Source organism: Aureitalea marina, from assembly GCF_002943755.1.
GTDB lineage: Bacteria > Bacteroidota > Bacteroidia > Flavobacteriales > Flavobacteriaceae > Aureitalea > Aureitalea marina.
In genome coordinates, this window is record NZ_MQUB01000001.1 from 2383526 (window position 1) to 2403022 (window position 19497).

A 19497-nucleotide genomic window follows, 5' to 3' on the forward strand; every position below is an offset into this window, starting at 1 on the left:
ACCTAAAACCCCTCCAAACGGAGGGGTTTTTTTATTAGGAGTTACTTATTATCTGGCCAGTACTCCTTTCTTCCCCATCACGGGCAGCATAACCGAATTATCCTCAATAACAGAATTTGCCGGAAGTTCAAAGCGCTTATCGTATAGGGTATCACCTATGAAATAAGTGACAGAGAAAAAATTGGCAAGTTGCAGTACTGAATCTTCTAAAAATTCGATCCTGGCGTAGGATTTAGGAGGTAATAACTTCAAGGAATGTCTCAATGGAGCAGTCATTTTCTGCTCGTTATAGCCTTGGGTGACGATCAAAACAGTTTCCAACCCAACCGACCCATCGTTAATGATATAGGCATTCCAATCGTAGGTATTGAAATCCTTGTTGAACTCATAAACGGCAGCGACGTACACATTCCGGACTTCGGGAATTACAATGTCCTTTCTCATTAGTTGATCCGCTTGAACTGCTCTAGGAAACGAATATCGTTCTCGCTGAACATACGGATATCGGGAATCTGATGCAGAAGAAGGGCGATACGATCAATCCCCATTCCAAAGGCAAAGCCACTGTAGCGAGAGGAATCAATACCACAGTTGTCAAGTACGGCAGGATCTACCATACCACAACCCATAATCTCCAGCCAACCGGTACCTTTTGTCATCTTGTAATCGGTTTCTGTCTCCAAGCCCCAATACACGTCAACTTCCGCACTAGGCTCAGTAAATGGAAAGTAGGAAGGACGAAGTCTGATCTTGGACTTGCCAAACATCTCGGTAGTAAAATATTGTAGTGTTTGCTTGAGATCGGCAAAACTGACATCCTCATCCACATATAGCCCTTCAACCTGATGAAAGAAACAATGCGAGCGGGCCGAAATGGCTTCATTCCTATATACTCTACCTGGTGATATGGTCCTGATAGGAGGTTTGTGTTCCTCCATATACCTGACCTGCACAGAAGAGGTATGGGTCCTGAGCAGTATATCCGGGTCACGCTGAATAAAGAAAGTGTCCTGCATGTCCCTGGCAGGATGATGTTCTGGGAGGTTCAAGGCCGAAAAATTGTGCCAATCGTCCTCGATCTCAGGCCCTTCTGAAACATTGAATCCAACCCTGGAAAAGATCTCGATGACCCGATTCTTCACCTGAGTAATTGGGTGGTTTGCCCCTATCTCGATGGCCTCACCGGGACGGGTAAGATCCCCATATTGACCCTGGGTCTGATCTGAGGACTCCAACTTGGTTCTGAGCTCCTTGACCTTTTCTTCTGCGGCTTTCTTCAGACTATTTATGGCCTGTCCATAAGCCTTTTTATCGGCTGGTTCGACCAATTTGAACTGAGCAAAGAACTCATTCAACAATCCTTTTTTTCCAAGGTATTTTACCCGGAACTCCTCCAGTTGAGCTTTCTCTGTAGTCGCAAACTCCTTTACCGCATCTATGTGTTTATTAATCTGGTCGATCATAGCCTTGTCATCGAGACCGCAAAACTAATTAAAATCTAGTCAATAAGCTGTTTTTCTACGAAATACTGGACGATAGCTTCTTTCATCAGAACTGATTGTTCTCCGGCTTTCAAGGGTGGTAATTCTTCCAGGATCTCATAGTGGGGCCACCCATCGTCATCAAAATAATCGAAGCGGTAAAATCCAAAGGGTTCGAGCAACCGGCAAATGGCAATATGCATCAGGTTCACCTTTTCGTCCTTCTTAAAGGAACGATGTATTTGACCCAATTCCTGTACCCCTACCAAGTAAATAACAGCATCTAACTCCAAGGTTTCTCCCTCTGCGAATCGCTGGGAAAGTATCACCATGAGCCGTTCCCACCTGTCCTTCAATTGAATGTCTCTGGCCATACTATACGAAATTGGTCCGCCTTGACGTTTTCTAAAAAACAAAGATACGGACCTCACCACTTATTCAATGTATCTTTGATTCAATTACTAAGCTATGGGACTACTGGATATCGGACTAATCGCCTTGTTGATCATCGCTTTTATTTCCGGAGCCCGAAAAGGGTTATTTGTTGCCTTGGCATCATTCATCGGATTAGTTGTTGGTATTTACTGTGCCTTGTATTTCTCGGACTATATCGGGGACTACCTCATTGAGTGGTTTGAATGGGATAGCACGACCACCAATGCAGTTGCATTCGGAATTACATTTCTGACGGTATTGATCGTGATCTCCATGGCTGGAAAAGTGCTGACCAAGATCGCCAACCTGGCCTTTTTGGGAACACTCAACAAATTGTTGGGAGGCTTCTTTGAAGTATTGGCCATGGCCTTTATCTTAAGCGTTATCTTCATGCTGATCAATGCCTGGGATTCTACAGAGGATCTGATTTCTGACGAAAGCAAGGCCGAATCCAAGCTTTATGAGCCCATTGAGTCCATCGCACCAAGGATACTACCCTTTATTCTAAACGAAGTGGACGAATTGCAGGAAGAAGTCCCATCATTGGGAGGAGAACAGCAAGCAGCACGCTAGTTAAACCTCCACTCGGTCTCTTATAAATACCATTGCTTCATTGAAGCTGGAGAATAGGTATTCCTCTGCGACCAGGTCGGGTATCATTTCAATACTACTCATCATAAGCTTTGGTTGTTCCCTGAGGCCTTCTAAAATAGTTGTAACTCCCAGTCTGTTGAGAAGAAGTAATACCTCTTCCATCGCGTAGAGTCCGGATTGATCCATATACGGTACCTGACCCATCCTGATAATCACATATTGGGCTTCCGGCGAGATATCACTGACTAGTCGTTGAAAGTCACTGGTATATCCAAAGAACAGGGGGCCATTCAAGCGTTTAATAAAAACTTTTCCCTGCAGTTCTTCAGGAATGTTGAACTCGTCGTTCCAAGGCAGGGACATCTCTTCCGAAATATCCAACTGCACAACCTTAGACTGAGCAGCGGTAAGATCTCCTATCTTCTTCATAAAGATCAGGGAAGCCAGCACAAGTCCAATCCCCACGGCATAGACCAGATTCCAGAACACGGATAAGATAAGAACAGTGAGCATGATAACCACTTCATTGAGTGGCATTTTGGGTATGGCCTTTAGCCCTTTATAGTCCATTACCCCAATTCCTACCGTAATCAGAATACCTGCCAGTACAGCGGCAGGGATTCTGGAAGCAATGGGTCCAAGTACCAGTAGTATCGATAGGAGCAATACAGCGGCAATCATTCCGGATAAGCGCGTAGACGCCCCTGCCCGAATATTGACCACTGTCCTGATGGTCGCTCCTGCACCCGGAATACCTCCAAACACAGCAGCAATACTATTCCCGATCCCTTGACCGATCAGTTCCTGGTTCGGCCTGTGCCTGGTCTTGGTCATGTTGTCGGCCACCACGGAAGTCAACAAGGAATCTATGGCTCCTAGAAAGGCCAGTGTGAGGGCCGTAAACACATAAGGTGACACCTGGCTGAGCCGAAAACCGGTGAACATCTCGATCTGGAAAGAGGGAAAACCACTTGGGATTTGCTCAATGGGACTATAATTGACTCCAAGTAGATAAGCTCCGACCGAGACTACCAAAAGGGCGACCAAGGTAGAGGGAATCTTAGTGGTTATTCGCCGGAAACCATAGATGATCCCAATAGTTAGCAGGGCCAAAAGAGCCTCTATCCAATTAGCCCTGGCCAAGGCCCTGGGTAATGTCCTGATAGCACCAATGACTCCCGAACTGTCATTCTTTGCCAGTGTGACTGCCTCTGTCATAATTTCATCTTCTGTGATATCCTCGGCGCGTTCAACAGTTTCTTTGAAATCTTCAAGTACAAGGATCCCCTCTCCAGCCTCGTCCTTAAGAATCTTATCGAGCAATACCTCCTCAGCCTCCGGTTTGAATTCGCTAATGTACTCGGTGTCATCGCTGGTATAATACCCCAATAAGGGCAAGGCTTGGGTTATGAGAATGATCACCCCAATAGCCGTCATAAAACCAGAAACTACCGGGTATGGAATATACTTGATATATCGACCAACTCCCGCCATCCCTAGAGCGATCTGCATCAATCCAGACAGTAAGAATACCAATAATATATAGGGCAGCGCCTTGGCAACATCCCCGTCGTTAGCCGTAATAATTCCAGCTATAACGATCATAGAAACTGCCGTCATCGGTGCCGTAGGTCCGGATATCTGCGTATTGGTACCTCCGAAGAAAGAGGCGAAGAAGCCGATAAAGATAGCTCCATACAAACCTGCACTCGGGCCTAGTCCTGATTGAACCCCGAAGGCTAGTGCCAATGGTAGCGCTACTATTCCGGCTGTAACCCCACCGAAGATATCTCCCCGAGGGTTACTGAAAAGCCCTTTAAACATGGAATTCGTTGTTTGTGGTATTAAGTTACCAAAAAAAACCTAGGAATTATTACAGCCTCTTGATGGCATCCTTGAAAAGCCAACCATCTTTACCATCTGCGATCTGTATACGATACCAATCTCCTTCCTGATCAAGGATTTGAACCTTGGTGCCTTCGTGCAGGATAAAGGACTGCTCACTTCCCAGACTAGGCTCACTTTGAATATCGGTACGCTCGGAAACAACGATTGCGGGGTTAACCTTACTTGCCTTAGACTCTACCATAAAGGATATGAGCAGGGCAAAAATGGTCAGTCCTAAACTCCCCAGGGAACCGGCAAAGAGAATTCGCTTACTGCGCTCCCTAGAACTAAAGTAGTACAGAACAAAGAAAAGAGCGGTCAAAAAGCCAAACAGAACGGTCAATGTCGCCCAACCACTAAGACTAAAAAGGCCTGAAAGATCATCTGACCAGCGCTGAAAGAGGGTGCGAGGAAGCGGCTCGATCACGTCCACAGTCGCATTTTGTGCGTAGGACAGATTATTGCGAACATCAACATTGGTAGGATCCAATTGTAAGGCCTTCTCGTAGAAATAAATGCTCATACCAACCTGGTTCAACTTATAATGAGCATTGGCCATATTAAAGTACAAGGCCGTAGAATGTTGCCCATCATTGAGAATCTCATTCCATTTTCCAAGGGCTTCGGCAAACTCCTGGTCCCGGTAATGTTGTTTACCTTGCTCAAAAAGCGTTTCGTTCTGAGCTAAGCTTCCATAAATGGTGAAGACTCCAAATAATATGGTCAAGAATGTCCTCATCGTCCCATTTGTTTATTGATCTGAAGCATGGTCTGAGCCGCCTTTTCATAATCTTGTCGGATGGTATCCGAATTGGCCGGGGTGTAACGTGCAAATTCGCAACTCTTTAGCAGCTGGGTAAAATCTTCGATCGTGATCTCTTCCACTCCATTGTCCCGGAGCAAATTGGCAATATGTTCCTTGGACATCTCTGATGTAGATAGATCCAATTGAGCCTTCAGGAAATTGTGCAAGGCTCTTTCCAATGCCTCGTAAAAGGCTTCCTTGTTGTTTTGATTGCGCTTCGCCTCCTGCAAAAACTTACGAGCCAATTTATCTGCTTGTCTCACTCTGCTGCGGTCCACATCTAACAATCTTCGGCGTCTGTTGCGATCCATAACAATAAGCAAAGGGATAAACACAAATGGGGCCGCCAGCAAATACCAGAATTTGGAAGAGCGAAAGAAAGTCTTCTCATCGACGGATCTCAAGGCTGGGTCTAACATGATGTACTTGAACTGATCGGTGGTCTCTACTACCCGTTTACCAGCAGTTTCATCCCTGCTTGTATTTGTAGCCTCAGTAATGGGCCCATTGGCCACGTTGATCACGATCTCGTCCGAGGTCAAAGTCTTATATGCACGAGTATCCGTATCGAAATAGGAGAAAGAAATCGGTCTGATCGGGAAATCCCCTTTGAATTGAGGCACTACCGTATACCTATCAGTAACAGATCCCTCCATCCCACTCAACTTTGTGGTCACATTCTCTTCTCGCTCTGGTTCGTACATCTCTAATGAACTAGGGACGGTTACAGATGGCAGGTCAAAGAGCTTCAAATTACCTTTCCCCTTCACCGTAATGGCCAACTGCAACGATTCGTTCGCATCCAAAGCCGTTCTGTCTGCAGTTACACTAAAATCAAACTGACCAACAGCACCGCTAAAATCGGCAGGGCGTCCGTCCGTAGGTAATGGTTTGACATTGATGGTCCGTTTTCCTGCAGAAATGGTCTTATTGACTCGAGTGGTTAACCTTCGCCCAAAGATATCCCTGCGGTTGGATAATACATCGATCGGCACATCCAGTGTAAGGGGTTCGATCTGTAATTCGCCTGATTTCTGAGGGTAAAGCACCGTTGTTCGAAGCACTACATATCGGTAATCTTGTCCTTTGTACTTGCCCTCGAATATTTTGTAGTTCCCGCGGCTATCGATGTTCTGACTCCAAAAGTCGGCATACTTAGGTGTATCCAACTCCCTCCAGCTACTGGTTATGCTGACCTCATTGGAGACATACATTTTATAGACCACAGTTATTGCTTCATTCAGATAAGGGTCCGTCTTGGAGACTTCGGCCACAAGGTGCACATTCTCACTGGCCACAAAATCTGCATTGTTGCCATCTTTTGGCTTCTCCACAGCGGCGGTGACCTCAACCCGAATAGGACTGGTCTTATAGATCTCTCCTTCTATTTCTATAGTAGCCTGGCCTATGGTGATCCTTCCCCTTTTTTGAGGAGCTAGAAAGAACGAATAGGTCTTGGAATAACTTCTTTTCCCATTGATCCAGGAATTGGACACGGCCTGGTTTGGCCCTCCCACCACGCGAAACCCATCGAAGTCCGGAGGGTTGAAGTTATCCCCGTCCTGGTTCATCTCGAAGTCGATCCGTAAGCGTTCGTTTATTCCGAGTTTTTCCTTGGAAACCTTGGCTTCAAACTGTACTTGTGCCAGGCACGATCCTATCGCACCAAAAATCAACACAAATATGAAAGCCTTCCATTTCATTAGGTTACCAGTCTTTATCCGATTTAACCTTGGCCCCTTTTTGTTTCTTGGCGTTGATCTTGTCCTGAACCTTTTTCTCCTCGTTGTTCATAGCATCCAATAGATTCTGGATCTGTTGAGGAGATAACTGCCCGGGGCGAGGCTGTTGTTGTTTTTGTTGGTCCCCTTCCTGGGGTTTGTTCTTTTGCTCGTTGGGATTACCTTGATCCTGCTGATCTCCTTCCTGATTCTGATCGGGCTGATCTCCCTGATCCTGCTGATCCTCTTGTTCGCCGTCTTCCCCGTCTTCTCCTTCATTCTGGTCTTGCTGTTGTTGCTGGTCCTCCTGATTCTGATCCTCATTATTCTCTTCGTCATCTTCTCCACCTCCACCTTCAGGCGGGTTCTTTTCCAGCATTTCTTTAGCCAAAGCCAAATTATATCGGGTTTCGTCGTCGGTTGGATTGTTTCTGAGCGCATTCTTGTAGGCCTCTACGGCGCCCTGATAATCCTTCGCATTCATCAGGGTATTTCCCAGGTTGTGAAATGCCTTGTGCTTGGCGGGTTTTCCCTGTGCTATAGCTGCCGCCTGCTTAAACCGATTCATCGCCTCACCATTCTTATTCTCATTGTAATAGGCGGTACCAAGATTATACTTTCCGGTCTCATTCTCTGGCAATAAGGAGATTGCTTTGCGATATTCAGCCTCGGCATTGATAAAATCCTCGTCATCGATCGCACTACTTGCTTCAGAAAGATAAGTCTCGGCTTCTTTGATCTCCTTTTGTTTTTCCTTGGATAGTTCCTGGGCATGTCCAATGGAAACCAGGAGCAAAGAGAAGAGCAATATTATGTTAGATAATCCCTTCATGAACGTGATTTTTCATTAAACAGGTTGAGTTTGCGCAACCAATTGGTCTTTCGCTCCAACAAGAACATATCGATGATCAACATCAGCAAGGCACCGGCGATGAACCACTGAAATTGATCTTTAAAATCTGTGAATTGCTTGGCCTCAAACTCTTTCTTGTCCATACCATTCAGTATGGCTGTTACACTCTCAACAACATCCTTGGTATTGCTTCCATCAATGTAGTCACCACCTCCCTGGTCGGCTATCTCTTCCAACATTGCCTCATCCAATCGAGTGATTACTTGATTGTTTTCCTGATCTCTTTTATAGTACTGAAGGATCCCATTACGCTTGATTGGGATGGGGCCTCCACCAGAGCTTCCCACTCCAATGGTGAAGATCTGTATCCCAGCATCTGCCGCTTCTTTAGCGACTCCCGCTACATTGCCTTCATGATCCTCTCCATCACTGATGATAAACAACACCCTATTGGTCTGTTCCTCATCATTATAATAGGTCTTCGCCATTTCTATGGCTTCTGTGATGGCTGTTCCTTGAGAAGAGACCATATCGGTATTCATGCTGTTAAGGAACAACTTAGCCGATGAAAAATCGGTGGTGATGGGAACCTGGGGGAATGCACTTCCCGCATATCCGATTATCCCAATTCGGTCTCCCGCCAGACTATTGATGATCTGAGCGACTAACTGCTTGGACTTCTCCAATCTGTTAGGCGCAATGTCTTCGGCTAGCATACTTTTGGAAACATCCAGGGCAAAGACAACATCCACACCCTCTCTTTTAACAGTCTCCAATTTGGTTCCTAGCTTGGGATTGACCAAAGCAAAACTCATCATGACCACCGCCAGGGAAACCACCCCGATTTTAAGGGCAGACTTGAACCAGGAACGATCCGGGCTCAATCGCTGAAGCAATGACTTTTCTGCAAAACGCTTCTGCTTTTGTCGCTTCCAGATGGACCCAAACAGCCACAATACCACCACCACTGGCACTAAGGCCAGGAGGTAAAAGTATACGGGCGATTCCAGTTGATACAGGTCCATGGTTAAATAAAACTTCTAAAAACGGTTAGTCTCAACAAGAGTTCAAGGCTGAGAAAACCTAAGGCGAACAGCACTAAAGGCCTGAACTTCTCGTCGTAATTCTTGTATTTGAATTCTTCTATATCAGTCTTTTCCAATTTGTTGATCTCGTCATAGATCTCACTCAGTTTCGAGGTCGATGTAGCCCTGAAATACTGACCCCCGGTCACATCGGCTATCTGTTGGAGCAATTCCTCGTCGATCTCTACCGGAATGTTCCCGTACTGGAATTTTCCATTGGGAAGGACTCCAATTGGAGACAAGGCCATCCCATTAGTTCCCAATCCAATGGTATATACTTTGATACCAAATTCTATGGCCAATTCACTAGCGATCTTGGGGTCTATAAAGCCCGAGTTGTTAACTCCATCTGTCAGGAGAATGATCACTTTACTTTTTGCACGGCTTTCTTTGAGTCGATTCACCGCAGTAGCTAATCCCATTCCGATAGCAGTTCCTCCCTCTATGATGTTGTTGTACTTGATGGATTGCAAGGAAGACAGCACAATGGTCTTATCGCTGGTCAGGGGGGTTTTGGTAAAACTCTCCCCGCATATTCAACCAGACCAATACGGTCATTAGGGCGGTCATTGATAAATTGAGCAGCAACCGTCTTTAATGCTTCCAGTCTATTGGGTTTCAGATCGCGGGCCAGCATACTGGCCGAGACATCAATGGCCATCACGATATCGATCCCCTTGGTGGTCTTAACCCGAGTCGATTCGTCAACGGTCCTGGGGCGAGCCATGGCAGTTATCAATAGAGCAAGCGCGATCATCCTGAGTACAAACATCAATGGTCTGAGCCGGGCCAACCAGTTCTTTGGGTTTTAAATCCTTGAATACTGGAAATTTTCAAACTAGGAGTTTGTTGATTGCGCTTCCAGATATACCAACCAATAAGCAGCGGCATGATAGCAAACAGCCAGAAATAGATCGGATTGACGAATTCAAAGTTGCTCAAATTCATGGCTGACCTCCTTCCGTGATTTCAAGTTCGACGGACCGCTCAATGCGTTGTTTGATCCCCTCCGTATACTCGTCGTTGCCCAAGTAAGCCATGGTCAATTGTTGAAGAGCACCCGCCTGGGCAAACAGCAGGACTTCGTACTTGATAGGCTCCTTAAATTCTTTTCCTTTGGTATCGGTATAGGTGAATTCTCCATAGCTCTTAAGCCCTTTCACCCCCTGATCGGTTTCGTACTGCCCACGTTTTACCACCATGTTACTAGCTCCGTTAGCTTCTAGGTCGAGCAAGGCTTGCTCCATAGCAGCCTCTAGAACACCTTCCTCTGTTTGTGCAAGTTTGGTAGTTCTGACCATAACGTAAAATGTCCTGGGGTCGCCAGCGGTGAAAACGTCCAAATTGGGTTTAGTCCCCGTATCATCCTCTGTACTGGTCATGGTCTGACGAACCAAGACCTCCGGTGTCTCCAAAATTATGGCAGGAGAACCGTATTCACTCTTAACCCATCGGCCCATGGTCAGATCCTTGGTAGGATTGGAGACGACGATTTCCGTAACCTCTTCCGGCCCCTTGATCAACCCATAGATACCAATAGCGATTATGATGAGACCTAACCCGGCAGATAAACCGTAGATCCGTTGTTTTCTGAGCTTCTTTTTGCGTAATTCCTCTCGATAAGCAGCAGTTTGCTGTAACTCCTCCTCTGTTGGTTCGGGGATTGCATCGTGGGTTTCCGTGATCACTTGTTCGATGACATGCCTGTCTGTACTGGCCTGTCCTTCCAATTGCCTCATACGGGCAAATTTCACCAGGTCCGCCCGCTTCAGTATATCTTCCAATTTGATGATGGTACCCGTGTCAAACTCCAAATGACCAGCATCGCGATGCAATCGAAGTCTATCGATCAGTTCCGAGGATGTACTCTCCATCGCACGGTCATCTACCTCTCGGTCCAGGTATCGTTTGACAATCTCGGTCAACCTAGAGTAGTACTCTTTCGATCTATTCTCTTTCAGCAGCTGCCTTTCGTCCAGACGTTTTAGGGAAAATAAGGCCTCTTCATAAGGTGGTAATTCCGGTTCGGAAGCTTCTTCTCCAGCCTTTTTTCTCCTCAAATACCACCAAACTCCTGCTGCAATCAAAACCGGTAATAACCAGAGCAAATTGAGCCAATTAAATGGTAAGCCGCTTACTTGAGAAGCGGGTTTAATATCGAACATCTCCTGTTCCAAGGTATCTACAGGTACATCCTGCACCTCCACAAAAATGGAGTCTGTGGCCAGGGCCAGATCATTGATATATACCCGTTGAGCCGGGATCATATAAGCCCCGGAATCGAATTGGGTAAGGCCGTATTTTTTGATCAATCTTACCTTTTCTGCAGCGTAGGAGGTATCCACCTTGTACGATTCTATCACCTCCAAGGGCAAAAAGCTCTGGCCCTCTGGGAATAATACCAAGTCTGTACTGTCTGCTTCTACCTCTATGCTATACTGAATCTCCTCTCCGATTCTGATCAAGGTAGTATCTATCTGGGTGCTTACTTGGGCGTTTAATGTAGAAATGACAGCCGTGAACAACAGCAAGAAGATTCCTGCACTGAGGAATCTCGAGGATACAAAACGGTATTTTGCGAATACTGTCATTGACTTATGCCCTGTTCTTAAAATATCCCAATAATTTTTTCACATAACTTTCATCTACGCGACAAGAAAGTGAGCCAGCTCCACTTTTCCTGAACGCGTCCCGGAAATAATCCACCCGCTCCCTATTGAATGCATAATACGCATTACGGACCTTGGAAGAGGCCGTATTGACCAGCATCTGTTCTCCAGTCTCTTCGTCCTCCATCTGTACCATTCCCAGGTTTGGAATCTCTTCCTCCCGATGATCGTAGATACGTATTCCGGTGACGTCGTGTTTTCCAGCGACGATCTTTAGCGTATCTGCATAACCGTCAGCGATGAAATCCGAAAGCACAAAAACGATAGCCTTCTTCTTCATTACATTGGTCATATACTTCAATGCCTGAGCAATGTCCGTCTTCTTGGATCCGGATTCAAACTCCAATAACTCTCGGATAATAAGCAGGACATGGGATTTCCCTTTCTTAGGCGGGATAAATAGCTCGATCTGATCAGAGAACAAGATCAAGCCGATCTTGTCATTATTCTGCAGCGCTGAAAATGCCAAAGTTGCCGCAACCTCTGTAATGATCTCGTTCTTAAACTGATTCCGCGTTCCAAATAACTCTGATCCACTGATATCCGCAACCAACATCATGGTCAGTTCGCGCTCCTCTTCGAAAACCTTGACAAAGGGTTCGTTGTATCGGGCGGTGACGTTCCAATCGATGTTACGCACATCATCCCCAAACTGATACTGTCTGACCTCACTGAAGGTCATACCCCTCCCTTTGAAGGTCGAGTGATACTCTCCTCCAAATACATGATCGCTCAAGCGTCTTGTCTTGATCTCGATCTTACGGACTTTCTTAAGCAGTTCCTTAGTATCCAATGGGATAGGGTTTACAACAGGTTAATGGTCAAACGGTTGATCGTGCAACCTGGAATGTCTCCTGACTAGGGCACCTCGATTACGTTGACAATGCGGTTGATCACATCCTCCGATGTGACATTCTCCGCCTCTGCCTCGTAGGTAACCCCTATACGGTGTCGCAATACATCGTGTACTACTGCCCGTACGTCTTCAGGCACAACATAACCACGTCGTTTAAGGAAAGCATAGCATTTGGCTGCCAGTGCCAGGTTGATACTTCCCCTTGGGGAGGCACCAAAACTGATCAAAGGTTTTAGGTCTGAAAGGTTATAGTTCTCTGGTGTACGGGTCGCAAAAATGATGTCGAGTATGTATTTCTCGATCTTCTCATCCATGTACACTTCCCGGACCGCTTTTTGAGCGCGCAGTATCTGCTCCAACGAAACCACTTCATTGACGGCTTCCATTCCGCCTTTTAGGTTTTGACGCATGATCATCTGTTCCTCTTGTTGTTGGGGTAATTGATCACAGTCTTCAACATAAAACGGTCTACCTGGGCCTCAGGTAAGGGATAAGTTCCTTCCTGTTCGATCGGGTTTTGTGTTGCCATGACCAGAAAGGGTCGCTCTAATTGGAAGGTCTCATCTCCAATGGTCACTTGCTTTTCCTGCATGGCTTCCAGCAAGGCCGATTGAACTTTGGCCGGTGCCCTGTTGATCTCATCAGCCAAAACAAAGTTGGCAAAGATGGGGCCCTTTTTTATACTGAAATCGTTGTTCTTGATGTTATAGATCATGGTTCCAACCACATCGGCTGGCAAGAGGTCCGGTGTAAACTGAATACGACTGAACTCTCCATGAACGGCTTTGGAAAGGGTATTAATGGCCAATGTCTTTGCCAATCCGGGCACACCTTCCAAGAGAATGTGACCCTGACCCAAGAGCCCGATCAATAATCGCTCGACCATATGCTTCTGTCCTACGATCACCTTGTTGATCTCCAGGGTCAATATATCGACAAAGGCACTCTCTGCATGAATCTTGTCATTAAGTGCTCCAATGTCCAGTGTTGTCTGTACGTTTTCCATGTGGGATTTTCTAAACTAAAATCTGGGTTTATCCAAGGTTCGCAAATTGAACATTTATGCCGAATTTCCTTGTTAACAATTGGTTAAAAATAATTGTAAATAAAGGGCTTCCCAGACTTTTTTGTTCTGTCAAATTCCTATTTTTAAAATGCCTAAAACTAGTACATGAAACCAACTTTTTCAAGCGTAATTCAAGGGTGTATGACCTGGGGTATTTGGGGCAAGGATCTTAGCACCGAACAGATGGCTTCCAGAATAGAACATGCCCTGGATCTGGGCATCACCTCTTTTGACCATGCGGATATCTATGGGGACTACACCACCGAGGCGGCTTTTGGAGAGGCATTTAAAGCCTCAGGTATTGATCGAAGCAGCATGGAGATCATCACGAAATGTGGGATTCAATATGTTGGAAATACTCGCCAGAATGTCATCAAACACTATCAATACGACGCAGATTATATCGTTTGGAGTGCAGAGAAATCTATTGCCGACCTTCAGTGCGACTACCTCGATCTGTTCCTGTTGCACCGGCCAAGCCCACTAATGCATCCGGAAGAGGTACAAAAGGCTGCAGACAGACTGCTCTCAGAGGGAAAGATCAGGTCATTTGGGGTGTCTAATTTTACGAATTCACAATCGGATCTGATCGCGTCCAAAACGGCTATTTCGGCTAATCAGATCGAATTTTCACTGGTAGCACATCAAGCCATGTTGGACGGGAGCCTGGATTATATGAAGCTAAATGGAATCGTCCCCATGTGCTGGAGCCCATTGGGAGGCGTGTTTAAAGATGACAATGAGCAGACTGACAGGATCAAGTCTACCCTAGAGGAACTTTGTCCAACATACGACGCGGCACCAGACCAATTGCTTTTGGCATGGATCATGAAACTTCCGGCAGCAATTCATCCGGTGATCGGTACTACGGACCCCAAACGAATGAAACAAGCAATGGAGGCGACAGAGATCCAATTGAGTGAGATCGATTGGTTTAAACTCTGGGTGGCCAGTACCGGACATAAAGTACCCTAAGCATGGATCTATCTAAAAAAACAGCACTTATAACCGGCGCAACATCAGGAATTGGCCAGGCCACCGCCAGACTACTGGCAAAGAACGGGTTGAATCTTATCCTCTGCGGTCGCAGACCGGATCGGCTGAAACAGATCGAAGAGGAATTGGGTAAATTGACCCAGGTGACCAGTCTTCGATTTGATGTCAGGGACCGACAGGCCGTATTGGATCATATCGCTCACCTTCCTCGAGGGTTCAACACCATCGACATCTTGATCAACAATGCCGGAAATGCCCACGGCCTGGATCCTATACAGGACGGTAACCCTGACGATTGGGATGCCATGCTGGATATCAATGTCAAAGGTCTGCTCAATGTTACCAAGGCGGTTTTGCCGGGTATGCTTCAACGACAATCCGGACACATTATCCACATCGGTTCGACTGCCGGAAAAGAGGTCTATCCAAGGGGGAATGTCTACTGCGCCAGCAAATTTGCCGTAGACGCCATCAACCAAGGAATGCGCATGGACCTCAACGGTAAAGGCATACGGGTAGGGGCAGTTAATCCCGGCCTGGTTGAAACAGAATTCAGCGAGGTACGATTTAAGGGGGACACACAGCGAGCGGCTACAGTTTACCAAGGGTATACACCGCTTAAGCCTGAAGATGTGGCCGAGGCCATTTGGTTCGCCCTCACCAGGCCACCTCATGTTAATATTGCCGATCTAACCCTGATGTGTTTGGATCAGGCCTCAAGCACCATTGTCAATAAAGAATGATCAACAAAAGACTGCTCATCAAAAATCTTTTGGCTCACAATGATGAGAGCAGTTTTTACGATAAAAAACGTCAGATCGACCTGGGTAGTAAGGAAGGAAAGGCCAAATTCCTCAAACACATCTGCGCCCTCAGCAACAGCAACCCAAACAACAACAGTTACATCGTCATTGGTGTAGAAGACGAAACCAACGAGATAAGAGGCGTAGACTTCTTTGATGACAGCAAACTACAGAACCTAGTCAATGCCTATCTGAGCAATCCGCCTTTGATCGCTTATGAGAACGTCATGTTTCCCAGCCTTCCGGAGGACAAGGTGGTGGGTCTGGTCACTATCCGGCCCAATGGAGAGATCACCTCACTGAGAAAGAACATCTGGAAGTATTGGGGAGGCTCCATCTTCCTGAGAGACGGCAGTATCTCTATGCCTAAAGACTTTGATATAGAGATAACGGATGTTAACTCTGAGGTGGTGCAAGCCATTGAGAACAAGGCCAAGAACAATATTGAACTCACCCTTGATGGCGTCATCGATTTTATCAACCACCGGCACGCTCACCTGGATTCGGACTACAAGGTATTCAAAGAACTTTTTGTTGTTTGTTGGGCGGGAAATACCAAGGAGGTCAAAGAAAACACCTATTATTCGCGGGTAGATATCGAACTGATCAATGAACAGGTGAGATTATTTTATTCTGCCTTAGATGAGGTCAGTATCAGTTTTACCGAAGACTATTTTCAGATCGTGGAGTACGTTCATCTGGGTATCAACAACAAATACAGATACTATCCCCTTGAAGAAGTCACTATTTCCTTTAAGGACAACGGCTTTTACAGCATCGACACCCAACTGATCTTTGAGCCTCCCAAATACGATCCCAAGTCCCTTTATCACATTTACAATGCTAATCTCGCCTTGCTAAATAAGCTGAAGAAAAAGATCCCATTACGCGCAAATGAAGCCCAGGATCTGAAAGATTTCCCGGAGACCATGCTGATCTGTTACCTAAACGATTTCCCGGATGCCCGAAAAAAATTGGAGGAAGCCAAGCCGTATTTGAAACAAATTGACCTAAATGCATACCAATCATTTAAAGAAACTACTCGAATTCTTCGAAAAGTAAAGTACAGTTAAAAAAGGGTAGGCATTTTATTTATATCTTTAATAATCAACTAACTAATAACGCACAGACATGGGCCTTTTTGATAAGATCAAAGAAAAACTAAGCAACGAATTCATTGACATAGTCGAATGGTTAGATTACACTGACGATACCATTTGTTATCGATTTGAACGCTACCAGAATGAGATCAAGAACGGGGCAAAACTGATCGTCCGCGAAGGTCAGACAGCTGTTTTTGTTAACGAGGGCCAACTGGCCGATGTATTTGGCCCTGGGACTTACACCCTGGACACCCAGAACTTACCTATACTAACCACACTTAAGGGTTGGAAATACGGATTCAATAGTCCGTTCAAAGCGGAGGTCTACTTTGTGAATACTCATCTGTTCACAGACGAAAAATGGGGGACTAAGAATCCCATTACCCTTCATGATGACCGTTATGGTCTGGTGGAGATCAGAGCCTTTGGAACCTATGCTTTCAAGATCTTCGATGCCGGGAAGTTCATCATAGACATAGTTGGAACAGATAACAACTTCACCAACTACGAAGTGAACGAGCATTTAAAGAGTTTGATCGCTACCCGCTTCACCAATACGGTCGGTCAAGCCAATTTACCCATCGAACTCTACGCGGCCAACACCTCCGAACTTTCAGAGACCTGTAGGGAAGTCATGCAGCCTGAATTTATGAGCATTGGTATTTCCCTGGAGAAATTCTATCTCGAAAATGTTTCCATGCCGGAGGATCTGAAAAAAGAGATCTTCGAATACTCTCGCCTGGACAAACTGGACATGAGCAAGTTGACACAGTTCAAGGCTGCCAAAGCTATGGAAGCTGCCGCATCCAACGAAGGCGGAACCGCCGGAGCCGGAATGGGTATGGGAATGGGATTTGTGCTTGCCAATCAGATGGGAAGCATGATGAGCCCGCAAATGGGTGGTGCTATGCAGCAACCTCAGGCCGCAGCAGTTTCGCCTCCTCCAATGCCAGCAGCTGTTCAATATTATTACGCCAGCAATGGGCAACAAGCGGGGCCTGTGACCTATGATCAATTGAGCGCACTGTTTGCCAACCGGACTATCAATAGAGAAACCTTGGTCTGGAAGCAAGGTCTGGACAACTGGATCGCACTTAAAGAAGTGGAAGAACTGAAAGCCTTCCTGGGCAGCAATACACCTCCTCCACTACCTGGAGCTTAATCTTTAAACCCATAGTACCCAAATCATGAAGCAGGGGCCGACTCAAAAATCGGAACTCAAAAAGGCCTGTATCAATTGCGGAGCCGAACTCACCTATGCCCCAGGCACATCTCACCTGAAATGTGACTATTGTGGGCATGAGGAGGATATTAACCCTGACGAAAGCCTGCTGATCGAGTTGGAATTGAAATCCTATCTGGACCAGATGGGAGCACAATCACACAGTGAGGAGATCAGTCTGTTGCATTGCAAGAACTGTGGTGCCAATCAGCATGTGGAAGAGAACTACAAGTCTTTGCATTGTGTTTATTGCGGCACCCCTTTGATCATTGAAGACTTGTATAAGGAAGATTGGATACTCCCTGGGGCCGTACTTCCTTTTCAACTGACCCAGCAAGAGTCTCATCGGCTATTTGAAAAATGGGTGAAAAAGTTATGGTTTGCCCCCAACAAGCTCAAGCGAGCAGCACTGGATCCAACTCATACCAAAGGGCTGTATGCGCCATATTGGACCTTTGATGCGCAGTTATTTGCCAATTACACCGGACAACGAGGAGATTATTACTATGTGTCCGTACCCTATACCACTACGGTAAATGGAAAAACTGTAACCAGAACAAGGCAGGAAAGAAGAACCCGTTGGACACCTGCTGCGGGCAGCATTCAAGGATTTGTGGACGATACCCTGATCAAGGCTTCTCATCAGAAAAAAGGGCTGATCCCTTTAAAAATAGCCCGTTGGAATTTGAACAAACTAGAACCCTTTGACACCAGTTTTCTGGCAGGGTTCATCACCGAAAAATACACTATCCCCCTTAAAGATGGCCACTTAGAGGCCAAGGACGAAGCTCGCGTAATTGCCGATCGATGGGCCAAGCGAGACATCGGTGGAGATACCCAACGGGTGCACTCCCTGGACATGACCCTGAGCGATGAGACCTTCAAACACATACTGTTACCGGTCTATATCAGTGCTTATCAGTATAAAGGCAAGCGGTACAACTTCTTCGTCAACGGCCAATCCGGAGCCATTTCCGGAGACCGTCCTTACTCTTTCTGGAAGATATTCTTCCTTGTATTGGCGGTCATTGCACTAATTGTACTAATCCTTTATTTGCAGGGACAATGAGAACTTTGGTAGTTGGGGATATCCACGGCGGACTCCGTGGCCTGGAACAGGTCTTAAGGCGAGTTCGACCTAAAAAGGGCGATCAGTTTATTTTTCTGGGAGATTATGTTGACGGGTGGAGTCAGGCGGCACAGACTATTGCCTTTCTGATCGACTTTAGACAACAATACTCGTGTGTATTCCTGAGAGGTAACCACGACGAACTAGCCTATAACTACCTCTCCAAGAATGATGATCAGCCTCTGTGGCTGGCTCATGGAGGAGAAGCTACCCGGAGAAGCTACCTCGAAGTCAAGCAAGATGATATACAGGACCATCTGGCCTTTTTCGAATCGCTGATCAATTATCATGTAGATGAGCAAGATCGGTTATTTGTACATGCCGGTTTTAGTAATCTGCATGGACCTAAATACGAATACTACCCCAATTCGGTTTACTGGGATCGAAGCCTTTGGGAGATGGTATGTGCTATGGATCCTAACTTGGGACCAGAGGACAATCTCTATCCCAATCGGCTTCGGTTGTTTAAAGAGATCTACATTGGTCACACCCCGGTAAGCAGGATCGGATCTACGGTTCCTGTCCAGTTTGCCAATGTTTGGAACATAGACACAGGAGCAGCCTTTAAGGGACCATTATCTGTTATGGATGTGGACAGCAAGCAGATCTGGCAAAGCGATCCGGTGTGGAACCTCTATCCCAGAGAAAAAGGACGTAACTAGGACCTATTGAATTTATTCTTTATAGACCGCTTCAGAATTAAATCAGTCCATCAGGTCCGGAGAAAGTCCTTCATTAGCGGTTTCGCCCTGACAAGCAGATACGGCGCCTAATCCAACTAAACTGCCGGCA

Annotated in this window: 17 protein-coding genes and 2 pseudogenes; 7 read left to right on the plus strand and 12 right to left on the minus strand. The window is 46.1% G+C overall.

From position 1 onward, the window contains the following. Window positions 1-48: 48 nt before the first annotated feature. Genes BST85_RS10865 through BST85_RS10875 form a run of 3 tightly spaced genes read right to left on the minus strand, consistent with a single transcriptional unit; the run spans window position 49 to window position 1855 of the window. On the minus strand, window positions 49-444 hold the full coding sequence (locus BST85_RS10865) for a hypothetical protein (RefSeq protein ID WP_104813264.1): 396 nt from the start codon (window positions 442-444) through the stop codon (window positions 49-51). Beyond that, window positions 444-1463: a phenylalanine--tRNA ligase subunit alpha gene (gene pheS, locus BST85_RS10870; protein ID WP_104813265.1), complete on the minus strand. Its 1020-nt coding sequence runs from the start codon at window positions 1461-1463 to the stop codon at window positions 444-446. Before pheS ends, BST85_RS10865 begins: the two co-directional genes overlap by 1 nt. A 35-nt stretch (window positions 1464-1498) precedes the next feature. Next, window positions 1499-1855: a hypothetical protein gene (locus BST85_RS10875; RefSeq protein ID WP_104813266.1), complete on the minus strand. Its 357-nt coding sequence runs from the start codon at window positions 1853-1855 to the stop codon at window positions 1499-1501. Between the two features lie 94 nt (window positions 1856-1949). Here BST85_RS10875 and BST85_RS10880 point away from each other — a divergent pair, with 94 nt between their 5' ends. Next, complete coding sequence (locus BST85_RS10880; protein ID WP_104813267.1) at window positions 1950-2489, plus strand: CvpA family protein; 540 nt, start codon at window positions 1950-1952, stop codon at window positions 2487-2489. Here the strand turns inward: BST85_RS10880 and BST85_RS10885 are convergent, their stop codons facing one another. The 9 genes and pseudogenes from BST85_RS10885 to BST85_RS10925 form a co-directional block, all read right to left on the minus strand. After that, window positions 2490-4334, minus strand: coding sequence for a SulP family inorganic anion transporter (locus BST85_RS10885; protein WP_104813268.1), 1845 nt, complete (start codon window positions 4332-4334; stop codon window positions 2490-2492). Window positions 4335-4383: 49 nt separating this feature from the next. Continuing rightward, a complete protein-coding gene (locus BST85_RS10890) occupies window positions 4384-5136 on the minus strand; it encodes an SH3 domain-containing protein (RefSeq protein WP_104813269.1) in 753 nt (250 codons plus the stop codon). Further along, window positions 5133-6905 (minus strand): BatD family protein, encoded by a 1773-nt coding sequence (locus BST85_RS10895; RefSeq protein ID WP_104813270.1) that lies wholly within the window; start codon window positions 6903-6905, stop codon window positions 5133-5135. Before BST85_RS10895 ends, BST85_RS10890 begins: the two co-directional genes overlap by 4 nt. 4 nt (window positions 6906-6909) lie before the next feature. Beyond that, a complete protein-coding gene (locus BST85_RS10900) occupies window positions 6910-7755 on the minus strand; it encodes a tetratricopeptide repeat protein (RefSeq protein ID WP_104813271.1) in 846 nt (281 codons plus the stop codon). Next, a complete protein-coding gene (locus BST85_RS10905; RefSeq protein ID WP_104813995.1) occupies window positions 7752-8795 on the minus strand; it encodes a VWA domain-containing protein in 1044 nt (347 codons plus the stop codon). The genes BST85_RS10900 and BST85_RS10905 overlap by 4 nt, the downstream gene beginning before the upstream one ends. A gap of 8 nt (window positions 8796-8803) precedes the next feature. Next, window positions 8804-9809: pseudogene (locus tag BST85_RS10910) on the minus strand (vWA domain-containing protein). After that, window positions 9806-11452 carry a hypothetical protein gene (locus BST85_RS10915; RefSeq protein WP_104813272.1) on the minus strand — a complete coding sequence of 549 codons (1647 nt, stop codon included), beginning with the start codon at window positions 11450-11452 and terminating at the stop codon, window positions 9806-9808. Before BST85_RS10915 ends, BST85_RS10910 begins: the two are co-directional and overlap by 4 nt. A gap of 4 nt (window positions 11453-11456) precedes the next feature. Next, entirely contained in the window at window positions 11457-12323 is an 867-nt protein-coding gene (locus BST85_RS10920) for a DUF58 domain-containing protein (RefSeq protein ID WP_104813273.1), read from the minus strand. Between the two features lie 65 nt (window positions 12324-12388). Next, window positions 12389-13392: pseudogene (locus BST85_RS10925) on the minus strand (AAA family ATPase). A 201-nt stretch (window positions 13393-13593) separates the two neighbouring features. Between BST85_RS10925 and BST85_RS10930 the strand changes: the two are divergent. Genes BST85_RS10930 through BST85_RS10955 form a run of 6 tightly spaced genes read left to right on the plus strand, consistent with a single transcriptional unit; the run spans window position 13594 to window position 19367 of the window. Then, window positions 13594-14427: an aldo/keto reductase gene (locus BST85_RS10930; RefSeq protein ID WP_245917686.1), complete on the plus strand. Its 834-nt coding sequence runs from the start codon at window positions 13594-13596 to the stop codon at window positions 14425-14427. Between the two features lie 2 nt (window positions 14428-14429). Beyond that, the gene (locus BST85_RS10935) at window positions 14430-15191 is read left to right on the plus strand and encodes an SDR family NAD(P)-dependent oxidoreductase (RefSeq protein ID WP_104813275.1); all 762 of its coding nucleotides are present in this window, start codon (window positions 14430-14432) and stop codon (window positions 15189-15191) included. After that, on the plus strand, window positions 15188-16324 hold the full coding sequence (locus BST85_RS10940; RefSeq protein WP_104813276.1) for an ATP-binding protein: 1137 nt from the start codon (window positions 15188-15190) through the stop codon (window positions 16322-16324). The genes BST85_RS10935 and BST85_RS10940 overlap by 4 nt, the downstream gene beginning before the upstream one ends. Window positions 16325-16382: 58 nt before the next feature. Beyond that, window positions 16383-17516 carry an SPFH domain-containing protein gene (locus BST85_RS10945; protein WP_104813277.1) on the plus strand — a complete coding sequence of 378 codons (1134 nt, stop codon included), beginning with the start codon at window positions 16383-16385 and terminating at the stop codon, window positions 17514-17516. Between the two features lie 25 nt (window positions 17517-17541). Beyond that, window positions 17542-18645 carry a TFIIB-type zinc ribbon-containing protein gene (locus BST85_RS10950; RefSeq protein WP_104813278.1) on the plus strand — a complete coding sequence of 368 codons (1104 nt, stop codon included), beginning with the start codon at window positions 17542-17544 and terminating at the stop codon, window positions 18643-18645. Next, window positions 18642-19367 (plus strand): metallophosphoesterase family protein, encoded by a 726-nt coding sequence (locus BST85_RS10955; RefSeq protein WP_104813279.1) that lies wholly within the window; start codon window positions 18642-18644, stop codon window positions 19365-19367. Before BST85_RS10950 ends, BST85_RS10955 begins: the two co-directional genes overlap by 4 nt. Window positions 19368-19497 lie beyond the last annotated feature (130 nt).

Excerpts from the sequence above, each read along its gene's own strand:
- BST85_RS10940 (WP_104813276.1), top strand. The coding sequence starts at position 15,188 with ATGATCAACAAAAGACTGCTCATCAAAAATCTTTTGGCTCACAATGAT.
- BST85_RS10930 (WP_245917686.1), top strand. The coding sequence starts at position 13,594 with ATGACCTGGGGTATTTGGGGCAAGGATCTTAGCACCGAACAGATGGCT.
- BST85_RS10900 (WP_104813271.1), bottom strand. The coding sequence starts at position 7,755 with ATGAAGGGATTATCTAACATAATATTGCTCTTCTCTTTGCTCCTGGTT.
- BST85_RS10955 (WP_104813279.1), top strand. The coding sequence starts at position 18,642 with ATGAGAACTTTGGTAGTTGGGGATATCCACGGCGGACTCCGTGGCCTG.
- BST85_RS10890 (WP_104813269.1), bottom strand. The coding sequence starts at position 5,136 with ATGAGGACATTCTTGACCATATTATTTGGAGTCTTCACCATTTATGGA.
- BST85_RS10885 (WP_104813268.1), bottom strand. The coding sequence starts at position 4,334 with ATGTTTAAAGGGCTTTTCAGTAACCCTCGGGGAGATATCTTCGGTGGG.
- pheS (WP_104813265.1), bottom strand. The coding sequence starts at position 1,463 with ATGATCGACCAGATTAATAAACACATAGATGCGGTAAAGGAGTTTGCG.
- BST85_RS10950 (WP_104813278.1), top strand. The coding sequence starts at position 17,542 with ATGAAGCAGGGGCCGACTCAAAAATCGGAACTCAAAAAGGCCTGTATC.
- BST85_RS10915 (WP_104813272.1), bottom strand. The coding sequence starts at position 11,452 with ATGACAGTATTCGCAAAATACCGTTTTGTATCCTCGAGATTCCTCAGT.
- BST85_RS10880 (WP_104813267.1), top strand. The coding sequence starts at position 1,950 with ATGGGACTACTGGATATCGGACTAATCGCCTTGTTGATCATCGCTTTT.
- BST85_RS10935 (WP_104813275.1), top strand. The coding sequence starts at position 14,430 with ATGGATCTATCTAAAAAAACAGCACTTATAACCGGCGCAACATCAGGA.
- BST85_RS10865 (WP_104813264.1), bottom strand. The coding sequence starts at position 444 with ATGAGAAAGGACATTGTAATTCCCGAAGTCCGGAATGTGTACGTCGCT.
- BST85_RS10875 (WP_104813266.1), bottom strand. The coding sequence starts at position 1,855 with ATGGCCAGAGACATTCAATTGAAGGACAGGTGGGAACGGCTCATGGTG.
- BST85_RS10945 (WP_104813277.1), top strand. The coding sequence starts at position 16,383 with ATGGGCCTTTTTGATAAGATCAAAGAAAAACTAAGCAACGAATTCATT.
- BST85_RS10895 (WP_104813270.1), bottom strand. The coding sequence starts at position 6,905 with ATGAAATGGAAGGCTTTCATATTTGTGTTGATTTTTGGTGCGATAGGA.